General features: G+C 38.6%; 12 protein-coding genes. 3 read left to right on the top strand and 9 right to left on the bottom strand.

Annotation, left to right across the window (positions count from 1 at the left end):
* Nucleotides 1-760 precede the first annotated feature (760 nt).
* From HEQ19_21240 to HEQ19_21210, 7 genes are all read right to left on the bottom strand, one after another.
* A complete protein-coding gene (locus HEQ19_21240; GenBank protein WYM01650.1) occupies nucleotides 761-2,251 on the bottom strand; it encodes an ABC transporter substrate-binding protein in 1,491 nt (496 codons plus the stop codon).
* 105 nt (nucleotides 2,252-2,356) lie between these two features.
* Nucleotides 2,357-3,775 (bottom strand): hypothetical protein, encoded by a 1,419-nt coding sequence (locus HEQ19_21235; protein WYM01649.1) that lies wholly within the window; start codon nucleotides 3,773-3,775, stop codon nucleotides 2,357-2,359.
* Between the two features lie 131 nt (nucleotides 3,776-3,906).
* Nucleotides 3,907-4,974, bottom strand: a complete 1,068-nt coding sequence (locus HEQ19_21230) for a hypothetical protein (protein WYM01648.1) — start codon at nucleotides 4,972-4,974, stop codon at nucleotides 3,907-3,909.
* 42 nt (nucleotides 4,975-5,016) lie between these two features.
* Nucleotides 5,017-6,363, bottom strand: a complete 1,347-nt coding sequence (locus HEQ19_21225) for a hypothetical protein (GenBank protein ID WYM01647.1) — start codon at nucleotides 6,361-6,363, stop codon at nucleotides 5,017-5,019.
* A 134-nt stretch (nucleotides 6,364-6,497) separates the two neighbouring features.
* Nucleotides 6,498-9,758, bottom strand: a complete 3,261-nt coding sequence (locus HEQ19_21220) for a hypothetical protein (protein WYM01646.1) — start codon at nucleotides 9,756-9,758, stop codon at nucleotides 6,498-6,500.
* 19 nt (nucleotides 9,759-9,777) lie between these two features.
* Entirely contained in the window at nucleotides 9,778-11,280 is a 1,503-nt protein-coding gene (locus HEQ19_21215; protein WYM01645.1) for a tubulin-like doman-containing protein, read from the bottom strand.
* Nucleotides 11,281-11,282: 2 nt separating this feature from the next.
* Entirely contained in the window at nucleotides 11,283-11,756 is a 474-nt protein-coding gene (locus tag HEQ19_21210) for a hypothetical protein (GenBank protein WYM01644.1), read from the bottom strand.
* 535 nt (nucleotides 11,757-12,291) lie between these two features.
* On the opposite strand from HEQ19_21210, the gene HEQ19_21205 reads away from it, so the two are divergent.
* A complete protein-coding gene (locus tag HEQ19_21205) occupies nucleotides 12,292-13,656 on the top strand; it encodes a hypothetical protein (GenBank protein WYM01643.1) in 1,365 nt (454 codons plus the stop codon).
* Nucleotides 13,657-13,817: 161 nt separating this feature from the next.
* Here HEQ19_21205 and HEQ19_21200 read toward each other — a convergent pair whose 3' ends face one another.
* Nucleotides 13,818-14,120, bottom strand: a complete 303-nt coding sequence (locus HEQ19_21200) for a hypothetical protein (protein WYM01642.1) — start codon at nucleotides 14,118-14,120, stop codon at nucleotides 13,818-13,820.
* 164 nt (nucleotides 14,121-14,284) lie between these two features.
* Entirely contained in the window at nucleotides 14,285-15,406 is a 1,122-nt protein-coding gene (gene bchI, locus HEQ19_21195) for a magnesium chelatase ATPase subunit I (protein ID WYM01641.1), read from the bottom strand.
* Nucleotides 15,407-15,610: 204 nt separating this feature from the next.
* Here bchI and HEQ19_21190 point away from each other — a divergent pair, with 204 nt between their 5' ends.
* Both HEQ19_21190 and HEQ19_21180 read left to right on the top strand, forming a co-directional pair.
* Nucleotides 15,611-16,981 carry a DUF2330 domain-containing protein gene (locus HEQ19_21190; GenBank protein ID WYM01640.1) on the top strand — a complete coding sequence of 457 codons (1,371 nt, stop codon included), beginning with the start codon at nucleotides 15,611-15,613 and terminating at the stop codon, nucleotides 16,979-16,981.
* Between the two features lie 1,185 nt (nucleotides 16,982-18,166).
* The gene (locus HEQ19_21180; protein ID WYM01638.1) at nucleotides 18,167-18,823 is read left to right on the top strand and encodes a sigma-70 family RNA polymerase sigma factor; all 657 of its coding nucleotides are present in this window, start codon (nucleotides 18,167-18,169) and stop codon (nucleotides 18,821-18,823) included.
* Nucleotides 18,824-18,842 lie beyond the last annotated feature (19 nt).

Here is an 18,842-nt window from a genome sequence, read left to right as displayed (position 1 = left end):
CTATCAGGTTCTTGCGTACAAAACGCCTGCTTAATTTTTAATTACAGTCGATAACTTTGCTTTACAGCAATTTTCATTCATTTGAACCACAGATCTTCGTAGGGGCGCAAGGCCTTGCGCCCCTACCCTGTGGTCTATTTACCTGAAAATGGCTGTAAAATAAAGGCTTAGGGCGTGTTTTCAAAGTCTTATACAATACCACTAAAACGCTGACACATGTAGATTTCGCGTAGGGGCACGGCATTGCCGTGCCCCTACAGCTGGTATCATATCGTGTGGATTTAGGGGTATCTAAAAATTTATCCGGCTAAACAAATAGTTTGAAATCGCGGGACTAGGGGCGCTTATAGCCCAATACAGTTCAGTTAAGGAAAATTGTCGTAGGGGCACGGCACGAATAAAATTGTCATTAGAAGAAAAGATTTTGGATGTTCCCTACACTGTATACCACTGGAGTCTAACTGAACTGTATTGGCTTATAGCCAAAAATTTAATTATCTAACATAAAATGCAGAAAATAATGGCTGTCATCTGAGCCAATCAAGGGTTTCAAGCTTATTTTTTAACAAATTTAGCACGCTATAGCGTTTCTCGCCCTAGTGAGGTACATCGGTAAGGGCACGGCACTGCCGTGCCCCTACATCGCGTGATACAATTTTGTACCTCATCTGAATAGGAAGTGCTATAAGTACGCCAGATCCCCTGAAATTCCGATATCATACTTACACTTCGTTAACAAACCCTAGATTATTCATCAAGTTTAAGGACGGTTAACGACAGAGTTCATTTTTTCCACTGGAACAAAATCGTAACCTGTTTGAGAACGAGAGTTAGTAACTGACTTAATTTGTACTAACTGAACACCCCCACTACGATCACCCGAAGGTAAAAACTGAATAGTCTGAGAAACACCAGAAGCGGAAAAATTAGGAGATGATAATGTCTGTTGGATTGCGCTACGAGTTGGATTTGGATTGCGCTTTAAAGCTTCAATAAATGCCTGGGAAGCATCATAAGTGATAGCTGCGTTCCAATCAACATCTGCGCCCCAAAGTTGTCTTGATTCTTTAACGTATTTTGAATTTAAATTCGCATCAAGCAACCAAGCAATTGCTATTACCATGTCAACAGCTTTATCTTGCCCATACTGTAAAATATCTTTATTATAAAGAGCATCTCCCCCCAGCAATTTTAGCTGTTTATTGTTGGAGTTTATGATATTTAAAACAAGTTTCAATTTATCGTCAGGTGCAGCTAACATTAATACTTCTGCACCTCTATCAATTGCTTGTTTTACATTGGCATCGGCATTAAAATTAGGTGAGGAAAAGTCAAAATAATCAACTAAATTTCCCCCATTTTGAGAAATTTCTACCTCAAAAGCATTTTTCAGCGAATTGCTATAGGAACTACCAGAATCATAAAAAACTGCTGCTTTTTTCTTGTTCAAAATATTTAGCATATATTTGGCTAGTTCATTAGCAGCAAATGCATCACTGGGAACTGTCCGAAAAACATAGCGGCTCTGATTTTTGGATTGTGAAAGCTCTACTGATGTACTAGTACTAGAGATTGCAACTAGTTTTTCTGACTCGTAAATCTCTCTTGCTGCTAAAGTTGTACTGCTGGAAAAATGCCCAATTACACCTAAAATTTCCGGATTTTTTGCTAAATCGGTAGCAATTTTTTTAGCAATTTCTTTATCATCATCATCATTAACTATTGCTATCTTTATGGGAACCCCATTTATTCCCCCAGCTTTATTAATTTCATCTTGAGCTTGAGCAACTCCGCGCAATACTTGTAGAGCTAAGTTTTGATAAGTTGTACCAATCGGTGCGACTACCGCTATTGTGTAAGCTTTTTCATCGCAAATTTTGGCATTGTTCAAATAAATTAGAGTTTCTGGTGCGTTACGGTAGTTCTTAATTGCTCTTTCAAATTCGGTAATTGCTCGTGCATAATTGCGAGTAGCCATTGCTTGGACACCGCTTTTTTTAGCTTCCTGAAATTGGGTATTTTTAGTATTATTCTCTTCTTGTTCGATCAAAATTGAATCGCCAAAACTAATTCGTGCTTGTGCAATTGGCGTTGGAATTGGAGTTGAAGTAACTGATGATGTTGGAGATGTTGTCTGTGTTGGAACAATCTGGGTATCATAACCTCTTAATATGGAGATGATCCAAGCCATTATACACCCTGTAATAATTAAAGCTGTAAGATTTAAAATAATTTCGTTTTTTTGGGACATAAATTTACTCCTAATTGGTAGTTAGCTGAAAGTAGTTAGGGAACAGAAAAGAATGATTTATTTACACATACTGACTAAGCATTTCAGTGAATATTTCAGAAATATTCAGAAATATTTTTCGAGAACTTTAAAAATTAAACGATATAAACTAATAAAAGTCACTGCGGAAAGCCCTGACAAAATAGCTAATAAAAATAAAAATAATCCTTGTGGGAGAGTCGATTGAATAGGTAGTATGGTTTGCAACGCAGGAACAATCAGAATCACGAGAAGAGTGCTTAAAGCAATTATTAACCGCTCAATATTAGTAGTTATTAGGCGATGCTGAAGGAAAATTAGGCTAGCTAAAATTAGCATCCCAATCCAAAATCCAGCGCCAATTAAAGATGTTCCCAAGAGACTGACAATTGCAATTAAGAGCAATCCACCCTCAAATCCTGTAAATGCAGCTTTATATAATAATTCCAAAAGTTGTGGAATTGGCTCTGGTGGTTTTGGAGGAGTAGGTTCTGGCGGAACTATAGGGGGTTCCGGTTCAGGAATAGGTGCTGGCGAAACTATAGGGGGTTGCGGTTCAGGAATTATTGTTCTGGGATAATTGTCTCCAAAGATCAACTCTCCCTTTTCGCTTAGTTCCCATGTTTCACCCTGAGAAACCAATTTCGCGGCTTTCGCTACACTAAACTCTTGAGATTGTCCCGATTGATAATTTTTGCAATTAAATAAAGATTCTATTATTTCATCATTATATTCATTAATTTTTAACTTAGGCTTTGGAACTAGATAATCAGAACCATCTATCTTGATGACCCAAGCTATACCTTTATTGCGACCAACTTTTTCTACAGCTACAGGTTTGTTATAACCCAAACGACGATTATCTATACTCTCAGAAGTCTCTAATACTTCTATGGCATATTGTGATAAAGTTTTTGGATTGCTATTAAATATGTCTACGAGATGCGTTTTTATTAATTGGTTTAAACGAGATAAAACTTGCTCATTTTCTTGTTTAATTTTAGTTAATTGCAAATTCAATTCTGCCAAGTCTGAACGAATTTTTTGATTTTCTTCCTCTGCTTGTTCTAATTCCACAGACTTCCGAGAAGGAGTAGAAGCTAAATCAAATTCTAATATTCCTCTTTGCTCCAATTTCCAATCTTTATTATTGGGTGCTAGAGATACTATCGCTGGCTTTTTTACTACAAATTTATTTCCAGTATCTGATTCATATCCCTGACAATCAAACAATAATTGAACTGTTTTATATTCATAAGTATTAATCGTGCCCCTTGCTCGTAATAACCAATATTTATTAACATCGGCTGTGGCTATGAGTAAATAATTACCATAAAGTACTTCCGTAAAAGAGATTAATGATTGACTGGAAGACACTGAGCCTTCTTGTCGTATTGACACCGATACTTTTCTGCCAAATCTTGATAATACTCTCGATTGAGAGTGATAAATTGACAGTAATTCGTCTAGTGATAAGTTGATTTGTACATATTCGTTTAATGACATAATGTGTTTTATGTTTTATTTGTGAATAATTGTTTTCTTCGGCAAATTACCTTTTTCAATCAACTAAGTAATCGCTCAGATACGCGACTTCTTAAATAAGTCGCGTATTTACATAAACTACAATTTAACTTTCAATTTTCTTCAAATATCAATTCTCCCTTTTCACTCAATTCCCATTTCTCTCCTTTTTCCTGAGCAAGCAATTTTGCGGGTATGTTTAATGTAAATTCATTACATAATCCCGATTGATAACTATGACAGATAAATAAAGATTCTATTGTTTCATAGTTATATTCATTAATTTTCAAATTAGGTTTTGGAACTAGGTAATCAGAACCATCTATATTGATTACCCAAGCGATACCTTTATTACGACTAACTTTTTCCAAAGCTACAGGTTGGTTATAACCCAGACGACGATTGTCTATACTTTGGGAAGTTTCTGATACTTCTATGGCATTTTCTAATAATGACTTTGGATCGTTTTTATAAATATTTAGTAGATTGAGTATTGATGGTTCTAATGTGTTTGTTGATGAAGATGCAAAAGATTCCGAATTACCTAAATTTAAAGATGTATTACTATCGATATTGTTTATAGCAGTTGAATTAGTATCAAATAATCCAGATAGAGACTTATCATATGATGTTTTGATTTCGGTTTTTAAATCTGTTTGTGGTAAAGTCGGAAAATGCTTTGATAAATATTCTTTGATTAATGCTCGCACTTCTTCACGAGTAACATAATTGTGTGATTGACCATTTTGAATTTTATCTGATGCGGTTTCCATATCTTCCGCCTCATGAACATCCATAAATTCCAGTAATCCCTTTTGTTTCACATCCCATTCTCCTGCTTCTGAAGATGGTTGAGAAACTATAGCTGGTTTAATTAATTTAAAATTTGGAGATTTTTCTCCACGAAATTCAAAAAAAGATTGAAATTTATCTTCTTCTTTGTGTTTGAAAAGATTATTAATTTCATTTTTATTTGGTAGCAATACATAATCTCTTTCTGAACTTATAGCCCAATAATTCTCATCGTTTTCTATGAAGTTAATATTATTCTGAATCGGATTATTTTTATCAATTAAATCTTGTTTTAATGGTTGTAAAATTCTCTGCAAAGTTTCAGATGATAATTGATTGTAAATATCACTCAAATCATCTGTGTTAAATTTTATTTCAATTAACGACATGATTAAAACTCCTCAACTTATACTTTTACAGACACTATTAAATTAATTAAAACTTAACTCTCCCTTTTCGCTTAGTTCCCATGTTTCACCCTGAGAAACCAATTTCGCAGCGTTCACTAGTTTAAACTCTTGAGATTGTCCCGATTGATAATTTTTGCAATTAAATAAAGATTCTATTGTTTCATAATTATATTCATTAATTGTTAACTTAGGTTTTGGAACTAGATAATCATAACCATCTATCTTGATGACCCAAGCTATACCTTTATTGCGACTAACTTTTTCTACAGCTACAGGTTTGTTATAACCCAAACGACGATTATCTATACTCTCAGAAGTCTCTGATACTTCTATGGGATTTTGTGATAAAGCTTTTGGATTGCTATTAAATCTGTCTATGAGATCAGATTCTGATTGTGGTTGATTTTGTGGTACTGTTAAATTATCTGCGAGAGAACTAGTATCTTCTTTTTCTTCCTTATTCCCATGCTCTCCCCGTTCCTGATTCCCAGACTGATCCGGGGAATTCGATGCTGGAGGCTTTGACTCCTGATGATTATTTGATTCTGTTACAGTCTTTTGTTCTTGTTGACTAGAGTCTACGTGGTTAGATGATTCAGGAGTATTTCCCCCTTCTTCCTTTGTTGTCGAATCCCCAGACTGAACCGAGGAATGCAATTGTCCAGGATTTTTCCCCGCACCTGCTTCCTGACCAGAGCCAACGCTTGGATTTGATTCTGTTTTTCGTTGACTAATTTTTTTAATTAGGTTCGGAATACATTCAGGTCTGAAAATTTGTAATATTAATATCACTAAAGCTATTACACCTGTGGATAATCCCCAGAAAGCCAAGCTTTTAGTATTTTCATTTTCTCGTTTTAAAGCATCAATTTCCTTGTCTAATAAATCAATTCTCGCTGCATCAATTTCATTTTTTAGAGATTTCATCTCTTGCAATAAAAAATCTTTTATTTTCTTTTTAGTAGCTTCATCTAGTGACCCTGTTTCTCCTATCCCTAATTGCTTTTGTATTATCTTAATCTCTACTTCAGTTAAGCCATCTTTCGCTGGTGTAATTACTTGATTGCTAATAGGTTCGATTACTTTCTGAATCTTATTTATTTTCTTTTCTTCCAACCCTTTAAAATTATATATTTCTCCTAATTTATCTTTTTGCTCAGAAGACTTAATGTTTGTTGTGTCTGTTGATTTTTCTAACTGTTGAATAAACTTATCAATCGACAAATCTAAATTTTTGTATTTTTCAGCCAGTTCAACGCTTGTCGTATGACTATCTTCTGTAGATAATCCTTTCGATGGATAAAAACCTACAAAATTTACCAGTAAAGCTAAAATAAACAAGTATTTGTAATTAATTATCTTCAGCATAGAATATTACCTGGTTATAAAATACAACTGACGACAAAATCTTTTGATAATGGTACTTCGCTCAAGAAGCTTGACACTACACATTTATTAGTTCGTAGTTGCGCTTTAGCGCTAAAGCGCAACTACAAACTCAGTTACTTACCAGCCCACTGCTTACTTAAAACCTTCAATAAAGCCTTCAATCCTAAAATAAAAGGAGGCTCCAAACGAATTTCCTCAAATTTTTTGCCCCTAAACTGTAGTAACAAACTAGTTAACTCATCTCCAACTTCACGCCAAAAGGCTTTATTGCTATTTATGTCTGGCTTACGTATATAATTGGGCAAGGGTTTAATATCTTCTATGTCCAAATCATTCAAAGCCATATGAAATTCATAGAGGAATTGGGATAAATTTGTTAGTTCAGGAATTTTAAATTCCCTCAGCTTATCATCCGACTCGAACTTCTTTAGACGAGATTCTGCATCAATAAAATCACCATTGACATAACAGCCTTCACCAGCAATTAATTCATCTTTTGTTTTTGGTTTTCTTTTTTTCTTCTTCTCTTCAACTTCGTCATCATCTTTTTTATTAAGTTCGGTATCATCCAAAACTAAACCACAAGCTACTTCAGCCTTGGGATTCTGGCTCAATCGTGTAGTGATTTCATCATCTTCAAAACCCGAACCCTTGCTTAACATCAAACTAAATAAGTCATTGGCGTCGTCATCAGGAGTAAATTGTCCTCCTTGTGCTAGCCAATGTAACAAGCGCGAACCATTACCCCCGACATAAACCTCTGTTATTTCCTCATAACTGTATTTTTCTTCCCCATGTAGAACCTTGAGTAAAATACCCACATAGTAATACAATCCTGCCATGCCAATACTCATTAATCTGGCAAATCCTTGAAAATCCGAATTATTGCTTACAAATCTTTTACGATTATTTAGCCAATCATCTGCATATTGACGTAGCCAAACGTCTAATTTGGCATTAAATGCTCCTCCTTTTAATCCTCTCCAATCAGTAAGATTAATTTCCAAGTTCTGCTCGAGAAATTTTGGATTAATTTCCAATAATTGTGAGAACAAATCGCGACCTGCTAATTGCACCGAACATTGATGTAGTATTTTATTGTCTTCCCAAATCGAAATATCTGAACTTCCACCCCCAATGTCTATACAGGTGGTCTTAACTAATCTATGTTCCTCTTTATCGCGGAAGTATTGAGCAGTAGCTAAACTCTCGGTTCTAAAATCGTCGTCATCTACCGAATTTGGACAAATCTGTTGAATACCAGTTTTTGCTTGTAGTTCGCTGATTAAATCTTTCCATTCATTAAGATAATCTCTACAGTTCTTACGAGAAAAAGCCGAAGGATAAGAAATACACCACTTAATTGTCGCAATATCTTTTTTCGCGGCTAAAGCGGAAATATGTAGAGCTAAATGTTTGAGAAACAGTTGATTGAAAACACGATTATCCTCTGACCATTTCAAACTTGTCTTAATCCAGCCCTCTTGGGGTCTAAATTCCCCATATCTAGGAGTATATATCCGACCATCAAAAATCAGACGATGAATTTTATCGGTTCTTGTTTCTTTACTTCCTCTAGTTGTCAAGACACTAGATAAAGGTAAAGGTTTATCTTCAGGAATAAAACTTTCTGGAATAAAATATTCCCATAACACTGGTCGTCGTGTCGTTATATCACTATCTGTTATTTTGAGAATTAAATTCTCTAGCTGTAGAGGTTCTGCAATATTATAACTATTGACATAAACATTGGTAAAGGAAGTACCAAAATCTACCCCAACCTTCCAAGAATCTCTGGGTTTAGTTTCTAACGGCGTTGCTAAGACGATTAAACCAATCGGCTTTCTTTGACTATCCCAACATTTAATATGGTCAGGAAATTCTTCTAGCCGCGCTATTTGATAGGAACCTCTACCTTCTTGAAAGATATTAGCTTCTTTTACTTCTGGGAAACTAACTTGGAAAGTCTCTTCACCATGTTCTGCATCGTAGTAAAAAGCATAATATTCCTTCCAGCCAGGAGCGCGAAGATTTGGCCACACCTCCAGTACAGGTACATATGGTAAGGCATTTTCTTCCTTCAAGGTATAGTCTTTTTGAATGCGAAAAGGTGCTTGATTTCCAGCTAATGGTAAATCTACAATTACCCGTAATTCGTTGTTTCTGACTTGAAACTGTACCTTTTTAATTAAATCTTCTGGAGTGAAATAATTTAGTAAAATCGGGTTGAGGGGAATTAACGGAGTGATGCGCTGATTGTTAAAAATCAAAGGTGTGGAAGCATTGGGCAATAAAACACCAGGTAAAGCTTCCTCTTGATCAATAAAAACAAATTCTTTCAGAAATAGATCATCTGATTGAATGAGGATAACGTCTGTCCAAATTCTTTGCAAATTTGGTAAATCTTGTATTTTCAAAGACGCCAAAGTTTTACCCTCGTTAACCCAAAGATTTTGCGCTGGTATATTCCACTGTTTGGCAATCTCTGGGTCAATAATTAGTAAGGGTTTTGCTCCCTTTGTCTGATTGTCGATTAAACGTACACTGGAGGGTTGTTCCGCCCCTTTGACAGGACGATTCAGCGCCGCTAACACTCCTCGGTTTAAGGGAACACCAAAAAATTGGGGGTCATTACTCAGAGTCAGTTCTTGGTCGGGATTTCTTCGCAAACTTTCTTGAAACTTGCCAATTAGACCCCTCATTATATTAATGGCACTTTTTTGCCCCTGATGTTTCGTTAACTCGTTATCCAAATTTTCTAGCCAGAGCCAAAGTAGTGCTTCTTCATCTTCGTTTAAATATTCTTTGGGAGACGATAATTGCCATAAACCATTTTGCTGTCTCCACCAAGGTAAACCTTTCCATTCCCCTTCTTCGGAAGGAACTACTAAGGTACTAGGAGAAGACATTCCTACAGGTTTACCATTCCACAAAAAGACATAAACATCTTGCCAAGCATTTTTCCCAGCAAGTTTGTAAAGGGCGTTTTTTTCTTCTGGTAAAAGTTTAAATAAACTATCAGCAAAATCTTCTTTTCTTAAACTTTCTAGCACTACCAATTGTGCTTTTAAGTCAAATCCCCGCACTTCCGCTAGCGCAATAGCTGCTAACATTCCTTCCCACTGTTCTATTACTTGCGCGTGTAAAGGATGTGCTGGATTATATAAAGCCATCTCCATTAACAGCGGGCGTCCCCACATCGTCGGCACAGAGCTAATACTCTTCATCGCCCCAGGGGCTTGATAGTCTAAGCTCTGAGCCACATCATTAAAGGCCTTCTTTGGTTGTATATCCCATGAACCTGATCTATCTGAAGCTTTTACATCAGATTCAGATTTTAGCTTGGGTAATACTAATATTTTTTGATTTTCCATAAATTTACCAATTTACTTTTTAAAGCCTACATAAGATATACAAAGCCTTTGCTAAACCTGTTGTACCTTGATTAGGTGCTGTAAAGTTATTTCCATCTAGCAATCTTGCTTTGAGGTTTTGTACTGTGTCCCTAGCTTTACTACCTTTGTCACGATTATCCCCAACGACCAAATCCGAAAGCTCTTCTCCCCTCAGTTGACCGTCTAACTTCGCTAAAACGGAATAGTTAAACAGCTTAATATCGTCTCCACCACAACGGTGAATATCAAGAATCCAATTCAGATAATTTTGACACCATCCAGTAATTGATTCAATTGCTTCTTGTTGACTTGCTTGATTAAAATCGGGTAAATCCCGGTTCCCAAAAAATCCTCCTCCCCCAGCACTGAAAAATTTACTAAACCAGGGAGCAGCATCTTGGAATCTCCTGACACCCATTTTTCTCGCATCCGCCAGTTCAGGAGCAATGTTACCTAACCAAACATAGACAAAGCGAGTAGCATTAACTAATTCTGCTCGCACCAATTCCTGTTCTGGCAAGTCGCCCCAGGTGATACTATTATTATTCTCGCGGCTAATTAATACTACTTTTTCCTGTTGTTTGGGACTGTAGGAGGAAAAATGCCTTGCTGCTAAGGCTGCGTAAAATTCAACAAAATGAGTTGCGTTGCGTTGAGTATTTTTGCCAATACTGAAATTAAACTGGGAAAGATTTTGGTTTCCTAACAAATATACTGTGTCAAATTGCTCTGCCTGATTAACGTAATAACGCAAAGCACCTTCAGTATTCAGTAAAAATTGTTCCGAACGGGCATAGACTTCATTTTTATTTTCCCCTGCTTTGGGTGTAAAACCAAAGTAGGGTAATAAGAACAAGCAGGCGATTTTTACATTCTCCCGGACATTTTCTTTTTTTAACTTATTATCCAACAAACGCGCTATTGTTGGTAGTCCAGAAGCTCCAGTTCCCCCAAAAATTGAGCCGCAGAGGAATACTTTTACAGACTTACCACCGCCTGTATCGGCTTGAATTTGTCCAATTATACTACTCCAAGGCTCTTCGTTTAGACTATCTAAATCGATGCGACTCATCACCCCGGAGCCAATTGCAGGTCTACCCCGAAAGCCGATATCTAAGTTTGCTTCCCGTTCTTCTTTAGAGTAGAGAACATCAAATAAATTACCTAAAGCTTGACTTTTTTGCTTCAGGTTGTTGTAATTAAAAAATGCCCCGAGATTTTTGTTAGCACTAGTATTCCCAAAGGGCGACCACACATTATAAGACTCTAAAGGGGTTCTCAACCAAGCATACTGCTGTTTATCCCCTGACATGAGATTAAAATTTCTCTGGTAAATGCTGAGACTGCTTCTAGAACGCTCTAAGTTACCATTAGTTTCATCAGCATCGATGAATAACAGTTTTATTGGTTCTTGAAAAAATAAACCCACAGCAGCTAGTTGAGTAATTGCCTCTAAACACTTAGAACCTGTACCGCCAATTCCAATTACATAAAGCGTCATTTCTAACCTCCTACAATACGACGTAGTAGACGCGCACCTGGCGGAATATACATTAAAAGACTGGGAGAACTGGTTCCTGTGGGCAACCAATATAATATGAGTATGGCATCAATAATATAAAAACCAGTCAACGAAACTAGAGCATCATTGCTATTGTTAAAAACTGAAATTCCTAAACCAATGCTGATAAGTGGCAATAATAATAATACGAACCAAATCACTCGCCATCTATCAGTCTCACTAGCAGTCAGGACTTTTGCATTTGCTGCTAATACATACCAAATAACAGTTGCAATTATCGAAACACCAAAAACTACCCAAGCACCAGGACTGTAATGATCACTTAGCCAATCACCAACAGAAACATCTTTAATGGGGATTATCCGATTATCATACATCCACGGTTGGACAAAGAACATGAGGATAGAACCCACAAAGCCAAATATTACAATCCTAATTATCTCGCCTGCCTTCATTTAATCCCCCTTAATTAATTTTGATATTGTTGGTTTTAAATTCTATTTATAGAAATAAAAAAATAACCAGATTGATTCGTTATTTCTTTTCTAGAAATAATATTTAAAACACTATATAATGACTATTATGGCTAAAAAAAACACATTATCAAGTTAAGCAGTATACTTTACAATCTTAAAAATTACTTGTTATAGTCATTTTGTTGCAAGTTGTATTACCTCAATTTTTCTCTCAATAAAAATAAGCTTGGTGCATCTATAGTAAGTAACCAGAAGCCAGCTTCGTAACCCAAGACATACAGCAATTTTCATTTATTTGAACCACAGATCCTTGTAGGGGCGCAAGGCCTTGCGCCCCTACCACGTGGTCTATTTACCTGAAAATCATTGTAATATCTGTACCTCATTTACCTGCAATCTGCTGTATGTGCCAGTTGCGTAAGTCCTGGATATGTTGAGTGTGACACCTGAGTAAGTCCTGCGCCCCTTCAGCATCAAAATTTAATTGCACCTATCTATTAATTATTCAAAAAAAATGCGTAAACCTAACTGGCTATTAGTAGTATTTGCAACTTTAATATTGGTTGTTTCCTGTAAACCACCAAAAACACCCGATTTTCCTTGCAATTTACCCAATCTGAGTAGCCCTGCGCCAATATCGCAAAATTTGGAAGTCGCAATTTACATAGATGGTACTCCTTCAATGGAGGGGTATGTCTCTACTAACACCAAAAGTCGTTATGCCCAAACCTTAGAATTACTCGACAGCACATTTTCTCTCAGCAGTTCAAAAGTTGAATACCAACGCTTAGGAACAAACACCCAGCAAATTAGCCGCGAACAGTTCAAGCAAGATGCCCAATCACCCGGCTTTTATAACGGCACAAACCCTAATTACCCAGCTTTATCCGTCAGCCAAATCGAAAAAGCCATTACACCCCAATCACAGGATAATCGGCTAGTAGTAATACTTACTGATTTATACCAAAAAAATAGTGATGTGACAAAAGTTAGCAAAGAGATCAAGAAAAACTACTTAAATGCCGAGCAAAAAGAAAAGGGCTATGCTGTGGGAATTATTGCCGTCAAAAGTGAATTTAACGGTGTAGTCTATACCGAAGAAGTAACTACACCAAAATTCCCCTATTCAACCAGCAAAAACCAGTCCGAAAAATATCATCCTTTTTATGTGATTTTTCTGGGTAAATATTCAGATATCGACAACTACTTTAGTAAGTTGACAGAAAAATTACCAGAAGATAGTAAATCTGTAATTTTTTCTCCCCAATATCTTCTCCAAGAAGTCTCACATTTTCAAAAAACTGCACCCAAACAACTACCAAACGATTTAGATATCAATAGACCTCAGTCTTTAAATAACGGTAAGTTAGCAGTAGATAAAAATGAGAGTCTGGAGTTGTTAGAAATAGGCAAGAAAGAAAAAAATGACATATCTCTCAATTACGATGTATCTTTCAAAAAATATAAACATACGTTACTGTTTAAAGATACTTCAATTATTTCATCATTGAAAATTGATAATCCTCAAAGTCAGATAGATAATTCTTCTTTAGAAAAAGCGTTTTCATTGACTGACTTTAAACTCAAAGACCCAGCAAATCAAGAAGAACAGGGTTTATCCTTCACTGTCAAAATAAAACCTAGCGAAATAAGCTCAAACATCTATTTACTGACAGTAGATGCTGTTGCTAAAGATTTACAAGAGCAGCAATGGTGGGATGAGTGGAGTTCCACAGACGCAAACTTGACAGATGGTTCTAAAACTTATAATTTGGCACAGTTTTTAGGTGAGTTAAAAAGTTTAACGACTGACGTGATGAACAATAGTAATCCTCAAGCTGTCGTTGGTCGTTTCTGTTTTGCAATTGACAAAAAATAAGCAACTCTTCGTCAACTTGTCAACTTCGCCGTTCCGGTGAGGTAAAGGTAACACCAATTGTATCGGCCATGTGAGAACAATTCTGGTAGGGGCGCAAGGCCTTGCGCCCCAGAAGGCCTTGCGCCCCAGAAGATCATCATTCGACGGCGCGGAGTTAGGATTTAGGAGTTAGGAGTTAGGAGTAAGTCAGCAAAACCGTAGAGGCTGATGAATAACAATAATAATGCTGTTAGTTGGGTGATTCGCACCTGGGGTGAGGGAGCGATCGCTTCCCGTACTAAGATAGAAATTGATGCGCCAACTACTAAGCTCAAACCCAGTATTAAATAAGGTTTTTCGGGTAAAATCGTGGCAACTCCTAGCATGGCGATCGCTACCATGAGCATTAATAACTCAACAAACCGGGGTGGGTTATATTGGCTAGATAAAATAAAGCTGTTGAACCAAAATTGCCAAAATCTCATAATTAGTTAGGAGTTAAGAGTTAGGAGTAATGAGTAATGAGTAATGAGTAATGAGTAATAAGTTAGGAGTTAAGAGTTAGGAGTTATGAGTTATGAGTTACAAAACCCACAACTCAAAACTTAAAATTTTTAACTCCAAACTCCAAACTCCAAACTCCTAATTCCTAATTCCTAACTCCCACCTTTTGACCGGTGCCGTTTTTTTGTGCATTATCTTCTGGTAGTTCGACGCCAAAGACTCGCGCAAAGGCTTTTGCTACTTTGTAGCCAGAATCAATTGATTCTAAGGGGTCTTTGCGTAGGCGGTGACGCAGACATAAGGTAATGACACGGCGAATATCGTCAATGGTAACTTCGGTGCGTCCTTCAAATGCAGTTAAGGCTTTGGCGGCGCGGTTGGTCACGATGTCACCCCGTAAACCATCTACATCTAATTCTGAGCAGATTTCCGAAATTTTTACCCGCAGGTCATACTCACTTTTTACTTGTGGTAAGAGTTTTTGAGCATTGACAATTTGCTGCTGTAGTGCTTCTTGTTCAGGTTTGCACTTTTCGACGTATGCTAGGGGATTTTGGTCAAATTCTGCCCGTTGTTCGACGATTTGCACCCGTAAGACTGGTTCTTTGACCGTGTGGATTTCGGCGTGCATTCCAAAGCGGTCGAGGAGTTGGGGGCGAAGTTCGCCTTCTTCGGGGTTTCCAGAACCGACGAGTACGAAACGCGCTGGGTGACGGATGGAAATACCTTCCCGTTCCACAGTGTTCCAACCACTGGCGGCGGAGTCGAGCAATACGTCTACCAGGTGGTCATCTAGCAAGTTGACTTCATCTACATACAGGATACCGCGATTAGCCTTGGCTAGCAATCCCGGTTCAAAGGCTTTGACACCTTCAGATAAAGCCTTTTCGATGTCGATAGTGCCGCAAACCCGGTCTTCTGTCGCGCCTAGTGGTAAGTCTACCATTTGGACTTTTTTGAAGTCTACGGGAATTTCTGCCCCTTGTATTAGCAATTGGCGGACTTCATCACTCATCAAATCGGGGTCTGTGGGGTCGCTGTTGAAGGGGTCATTAGCAACGACCGAAATTTCTGGTAAAAGATCGGCCAAGGCCCGGATAGTTGTGGACTTACCGGTACCGCGATCGCCCATGATCATTACACCACCAATTTTCGGGTCAATCACGTTCAACAGCAGCGCCAGTTTCATTTCTTCCTGACCCACAATTGCTGTAAACGGAAATACCACACGTCGCGCACTAGCTGTGGTTTGAGCAGTTGGACTCACTAAATTACCTTATCAATATTTTCTTATCACCGTCTTTCATTGTGCCATAGATCGGGAGTAAGGGAGTGGGGAGGCTAGGCATAGCTGTAAACGATTCCGGTTCAGGTACATCATCGCTTCAGTAAAGAAAAGAATGGTGCGTGATGCCACAAGTCAAGTAAGCTGCGTACAATATTTATCTGAACTTCACGTCATTATTAATAAATGAAGCCTTTTAGATTCTTAATTTCATTATTATTTGTATTTGTAGCGCTGCTGTGTTTTACACCTGCAGCTTGGGCGTTTTGTGGATTTTATGTTGCTAAAGCGGATACAAAGCTGTATAACCAAGCTTCTCAGGTGGTGATTGCGCGGGATGGCGATCGCACTGTTTTGACAATGGCTAATGATTTTCAGGGCGAAGTCAAAGATTTTGCTATCGTCATCCCAGTACCCACGGTGCTGCAAAAAGAGCAAGTTCACGTTGCTGAACCTAAGATTATCGAGCGTTTGGATGCTTTTAGTGCGCCGCGATTGGTGGAATATTTCGATTCTGATCCATGTGCCCCAATTTATCCGTATAATCGAGTTCTACCAGCACCTAGTGCTAGAGTAAATCAACTTGAGAATTCGACAAGCAATCGCAGTTTGGGTGTGACTGTTGAGGCGCGTTTCAATGTTGGTGAATACGATATTGTGATTTTGAGTGCGAAAGAATCTGGCGGACTGGAAACCTGGCTGAACCGCAATGGCTATAAAATCCCCAGAGGCGCGAAAGATTTGCTCAAGCCTTACATCCGTTCTTCAATGAAATTCTTCGTTGCTAAAGTCAACTTAGATAAATTTGAGGAATCTGGCTATAAATTACTGCGTCCGTTGCAAATTGCTTACCAATCACCTAAGTTCATGCTGCCAATTCGGTTAGGTATGATTAATGCCACGACTGAGCAGGATTTGATTGTTTATATCCTATCACCCAAAGGACAGGCAGAAATCACTAACTACCGAACAGTTAAAATCCCCTCTAATGTTAATATTCCCATCTTTGTCAAAAATGAATTTGGCGATTTCTACAAGTCCACGTTTCAAACTAGCTACACCAGAGAAGATAAAAAGGTAGCATTTCTAGAATATGCATGGGATATGGGTAGTTGTGACCCCTGTTCTGCTGAACCTCTGACGCCAGAGGAATTGAAGCAAGCAGGTGTGTTCTGGCTAGAGAATAATTCTGAAAGTAATGTACCAGTATCTCCTGGTTTTCGTCCTCGCGTTTTCAGCAGTAATGTCTTCATCACCCGTCTACATGTCCGCTACACCCGGAACAAGTTTCCTGAAGACCCCATGTTTCAAACAACATCCAACCGCGAATCTTTCCAAGGGCGTTACATTTTGCAACATCCATTCAGGGGCGAAATCAAGTGTGAAGCCGGTAAACAATACAAGCGGTCTTTGTCCCAGCGTTTTGAACAAGAGGCGCAAACCCTAGCCAAGCTCACTAACTGGAACATTCAAGATATTCGCCAAAAAATGAACTTGACTGTCGGTCATCTGACTAATTCCTGGTGGGAAAATTTCATTGCTTGGATCGGATTATAGCGCAATACGGTTCAGTTAAGGAGATTACTCCGCTTACCGAAAGTTTGGGTCTAGAGCCGCCGTTCTTCTAGGACGGCTTTTTGGTAAAATAGTGGCAACAGGCAGGGCATTGTCTGTCGTTGCTCAGTGATGTAAGACGGGCTATGCCTGCTATTGCTGTTTAAATCCAGAATCCCTGAACTTTCAGATCAGGGAGTGTGTCAAGAGACTTGGAACTTCATTAATGAAGCTCTGAACTCCATTAATGAAGCTAAAAGCTCCGTCCACGAGGCTAAAAGCTCCGCTCACGAAGCTAAAAGCTCCGCTCACGAGGCTAAAAGCTCCGCTCACGAGGCTAAAAGCTCCGCTCACGAAGCTAAAAGCTCCGCTCACGAGGCTAAAAGCTCCGCTCACGAGGCTAAAAGCTCCGCTCACGAGGCTAAAAGCTCCGCTCACGAGGCTAAAAGCTCCGTCCACGAGGCTAAAAGCTCCGTCCACGAGGCTAAAAGCTCCGCTCACGAGGCTAAAAGCTCCGTCCACGAGGCTAAAAGCTCCGTCCACGAGGCTAAAAGCTCCGCTCACGAGGCTAAAAGCTCCGTCCACGAGGCTAAAAGCTCCGCTCACGAGGTTAAAAGCCAATACAGTTCAGTTAGACTCAAATGGTATACAGTGTAGGGGCACGGCATCCAAAATCTTTTCTTCTAATGACAATTTTATTCGTGCCGTGCCCCTACGACAATTTTCCTTAACTGAACTGTATTTATTGGGCTAAAAGCTCTGTCCACGAGGCTAAAAGCTCCGCATCAGGGAAGGGTTCATAAAGATCATCAACTATTAACGAGGATATCGCGCTCACCCGCCCCTACGACTTCGGGACGTAGTTCGGTTTGTACCTTTTCCCTGCTAAGAGATCCTTGCTCCCTGCTTCTGATCAAGGGTTAACGCCGACGTTGCCAGAATGTTCGCTCTTAGCGTTCCCGGAGGGTATCAGGAAGTAAGCATCAAACTACATAACATGAGTAGATTTGTCTATTTGTGAGTAGTTATGAATAGGTTTTATGTAACGGTTTTGCTTGTGTGGAAGTTCCTAATAACAGATAAAATGTATAAGACAAAAGACCGTGTTACCAACAAAGGTAATTCTATACACTATTTTTTTTGCTACGCAATACTTAATATATTCTTGCTTTCCTCACCCAGATGGCTATGGTTGACTTGGATGAACATCTGCGCCGTTTAGTTACTCAAGCTTGTCAAAACCCACCCGGAAGTCCACAGCGTCAGAAGCTGCTTACGCAAATTATTCGCTTAATTGCACATAGACTTTGGCGGGAAAGTACCCCCTACTATCAGGACGCTCTACAACAAACTTGGTTGTATTTCTGTCGCAATATTTGTGAAGGTACAACAGGTCAAATCTATGACTCAAATTATGGAACTGTCATTACTTGGCTAAATGCTTACCTAAAACGCAGATTACAAGACTTTTACCTGAATCAGCGCCGAGAACAAGCGATAAAAGTCCCACTGAGGATACACCAGTCTGGTTCCGGTGAAACTAGTGAAATCCTTGACCCTCTTGATACCCTACCTGCTACCGCTGAAACTCCCCCTATTCTGGAAAATGTCAGCTTATGGGCCCAGACAGACCCTGAAGGAGAACTGAGGGGTACTTATATTAAAGGGCGTCCAGAGGTGAATTGTCAGGTGTTAATTATCAGACGCCTTCCCCCAGAAGTTAGTTGGAAAGAATTGTCTGAAGAGTTCGGGCTGTCAATTGGTACGTTAAGCAGTTTTTATAAACGTCAATGTCTCCCTCGTTTACGTAAATTCGCTGAAGAACAAGGGTATTTAGAAGATTAAGTATGAGACATAAAATAAA

The organism is Gloeotrichia echinulata CP02, assembly GCA_038087035.1.
Classification (GTDB): Bacteria; Cyanobacteriota; Cyanobacteriia; order Cyanobacteriales; family Nostocaceae; genus Gloeotrichia; species Gloeotrichia echinulata.
This window is presented reverse-complemented; position numbering and strand designations above follow the sequence as displayed.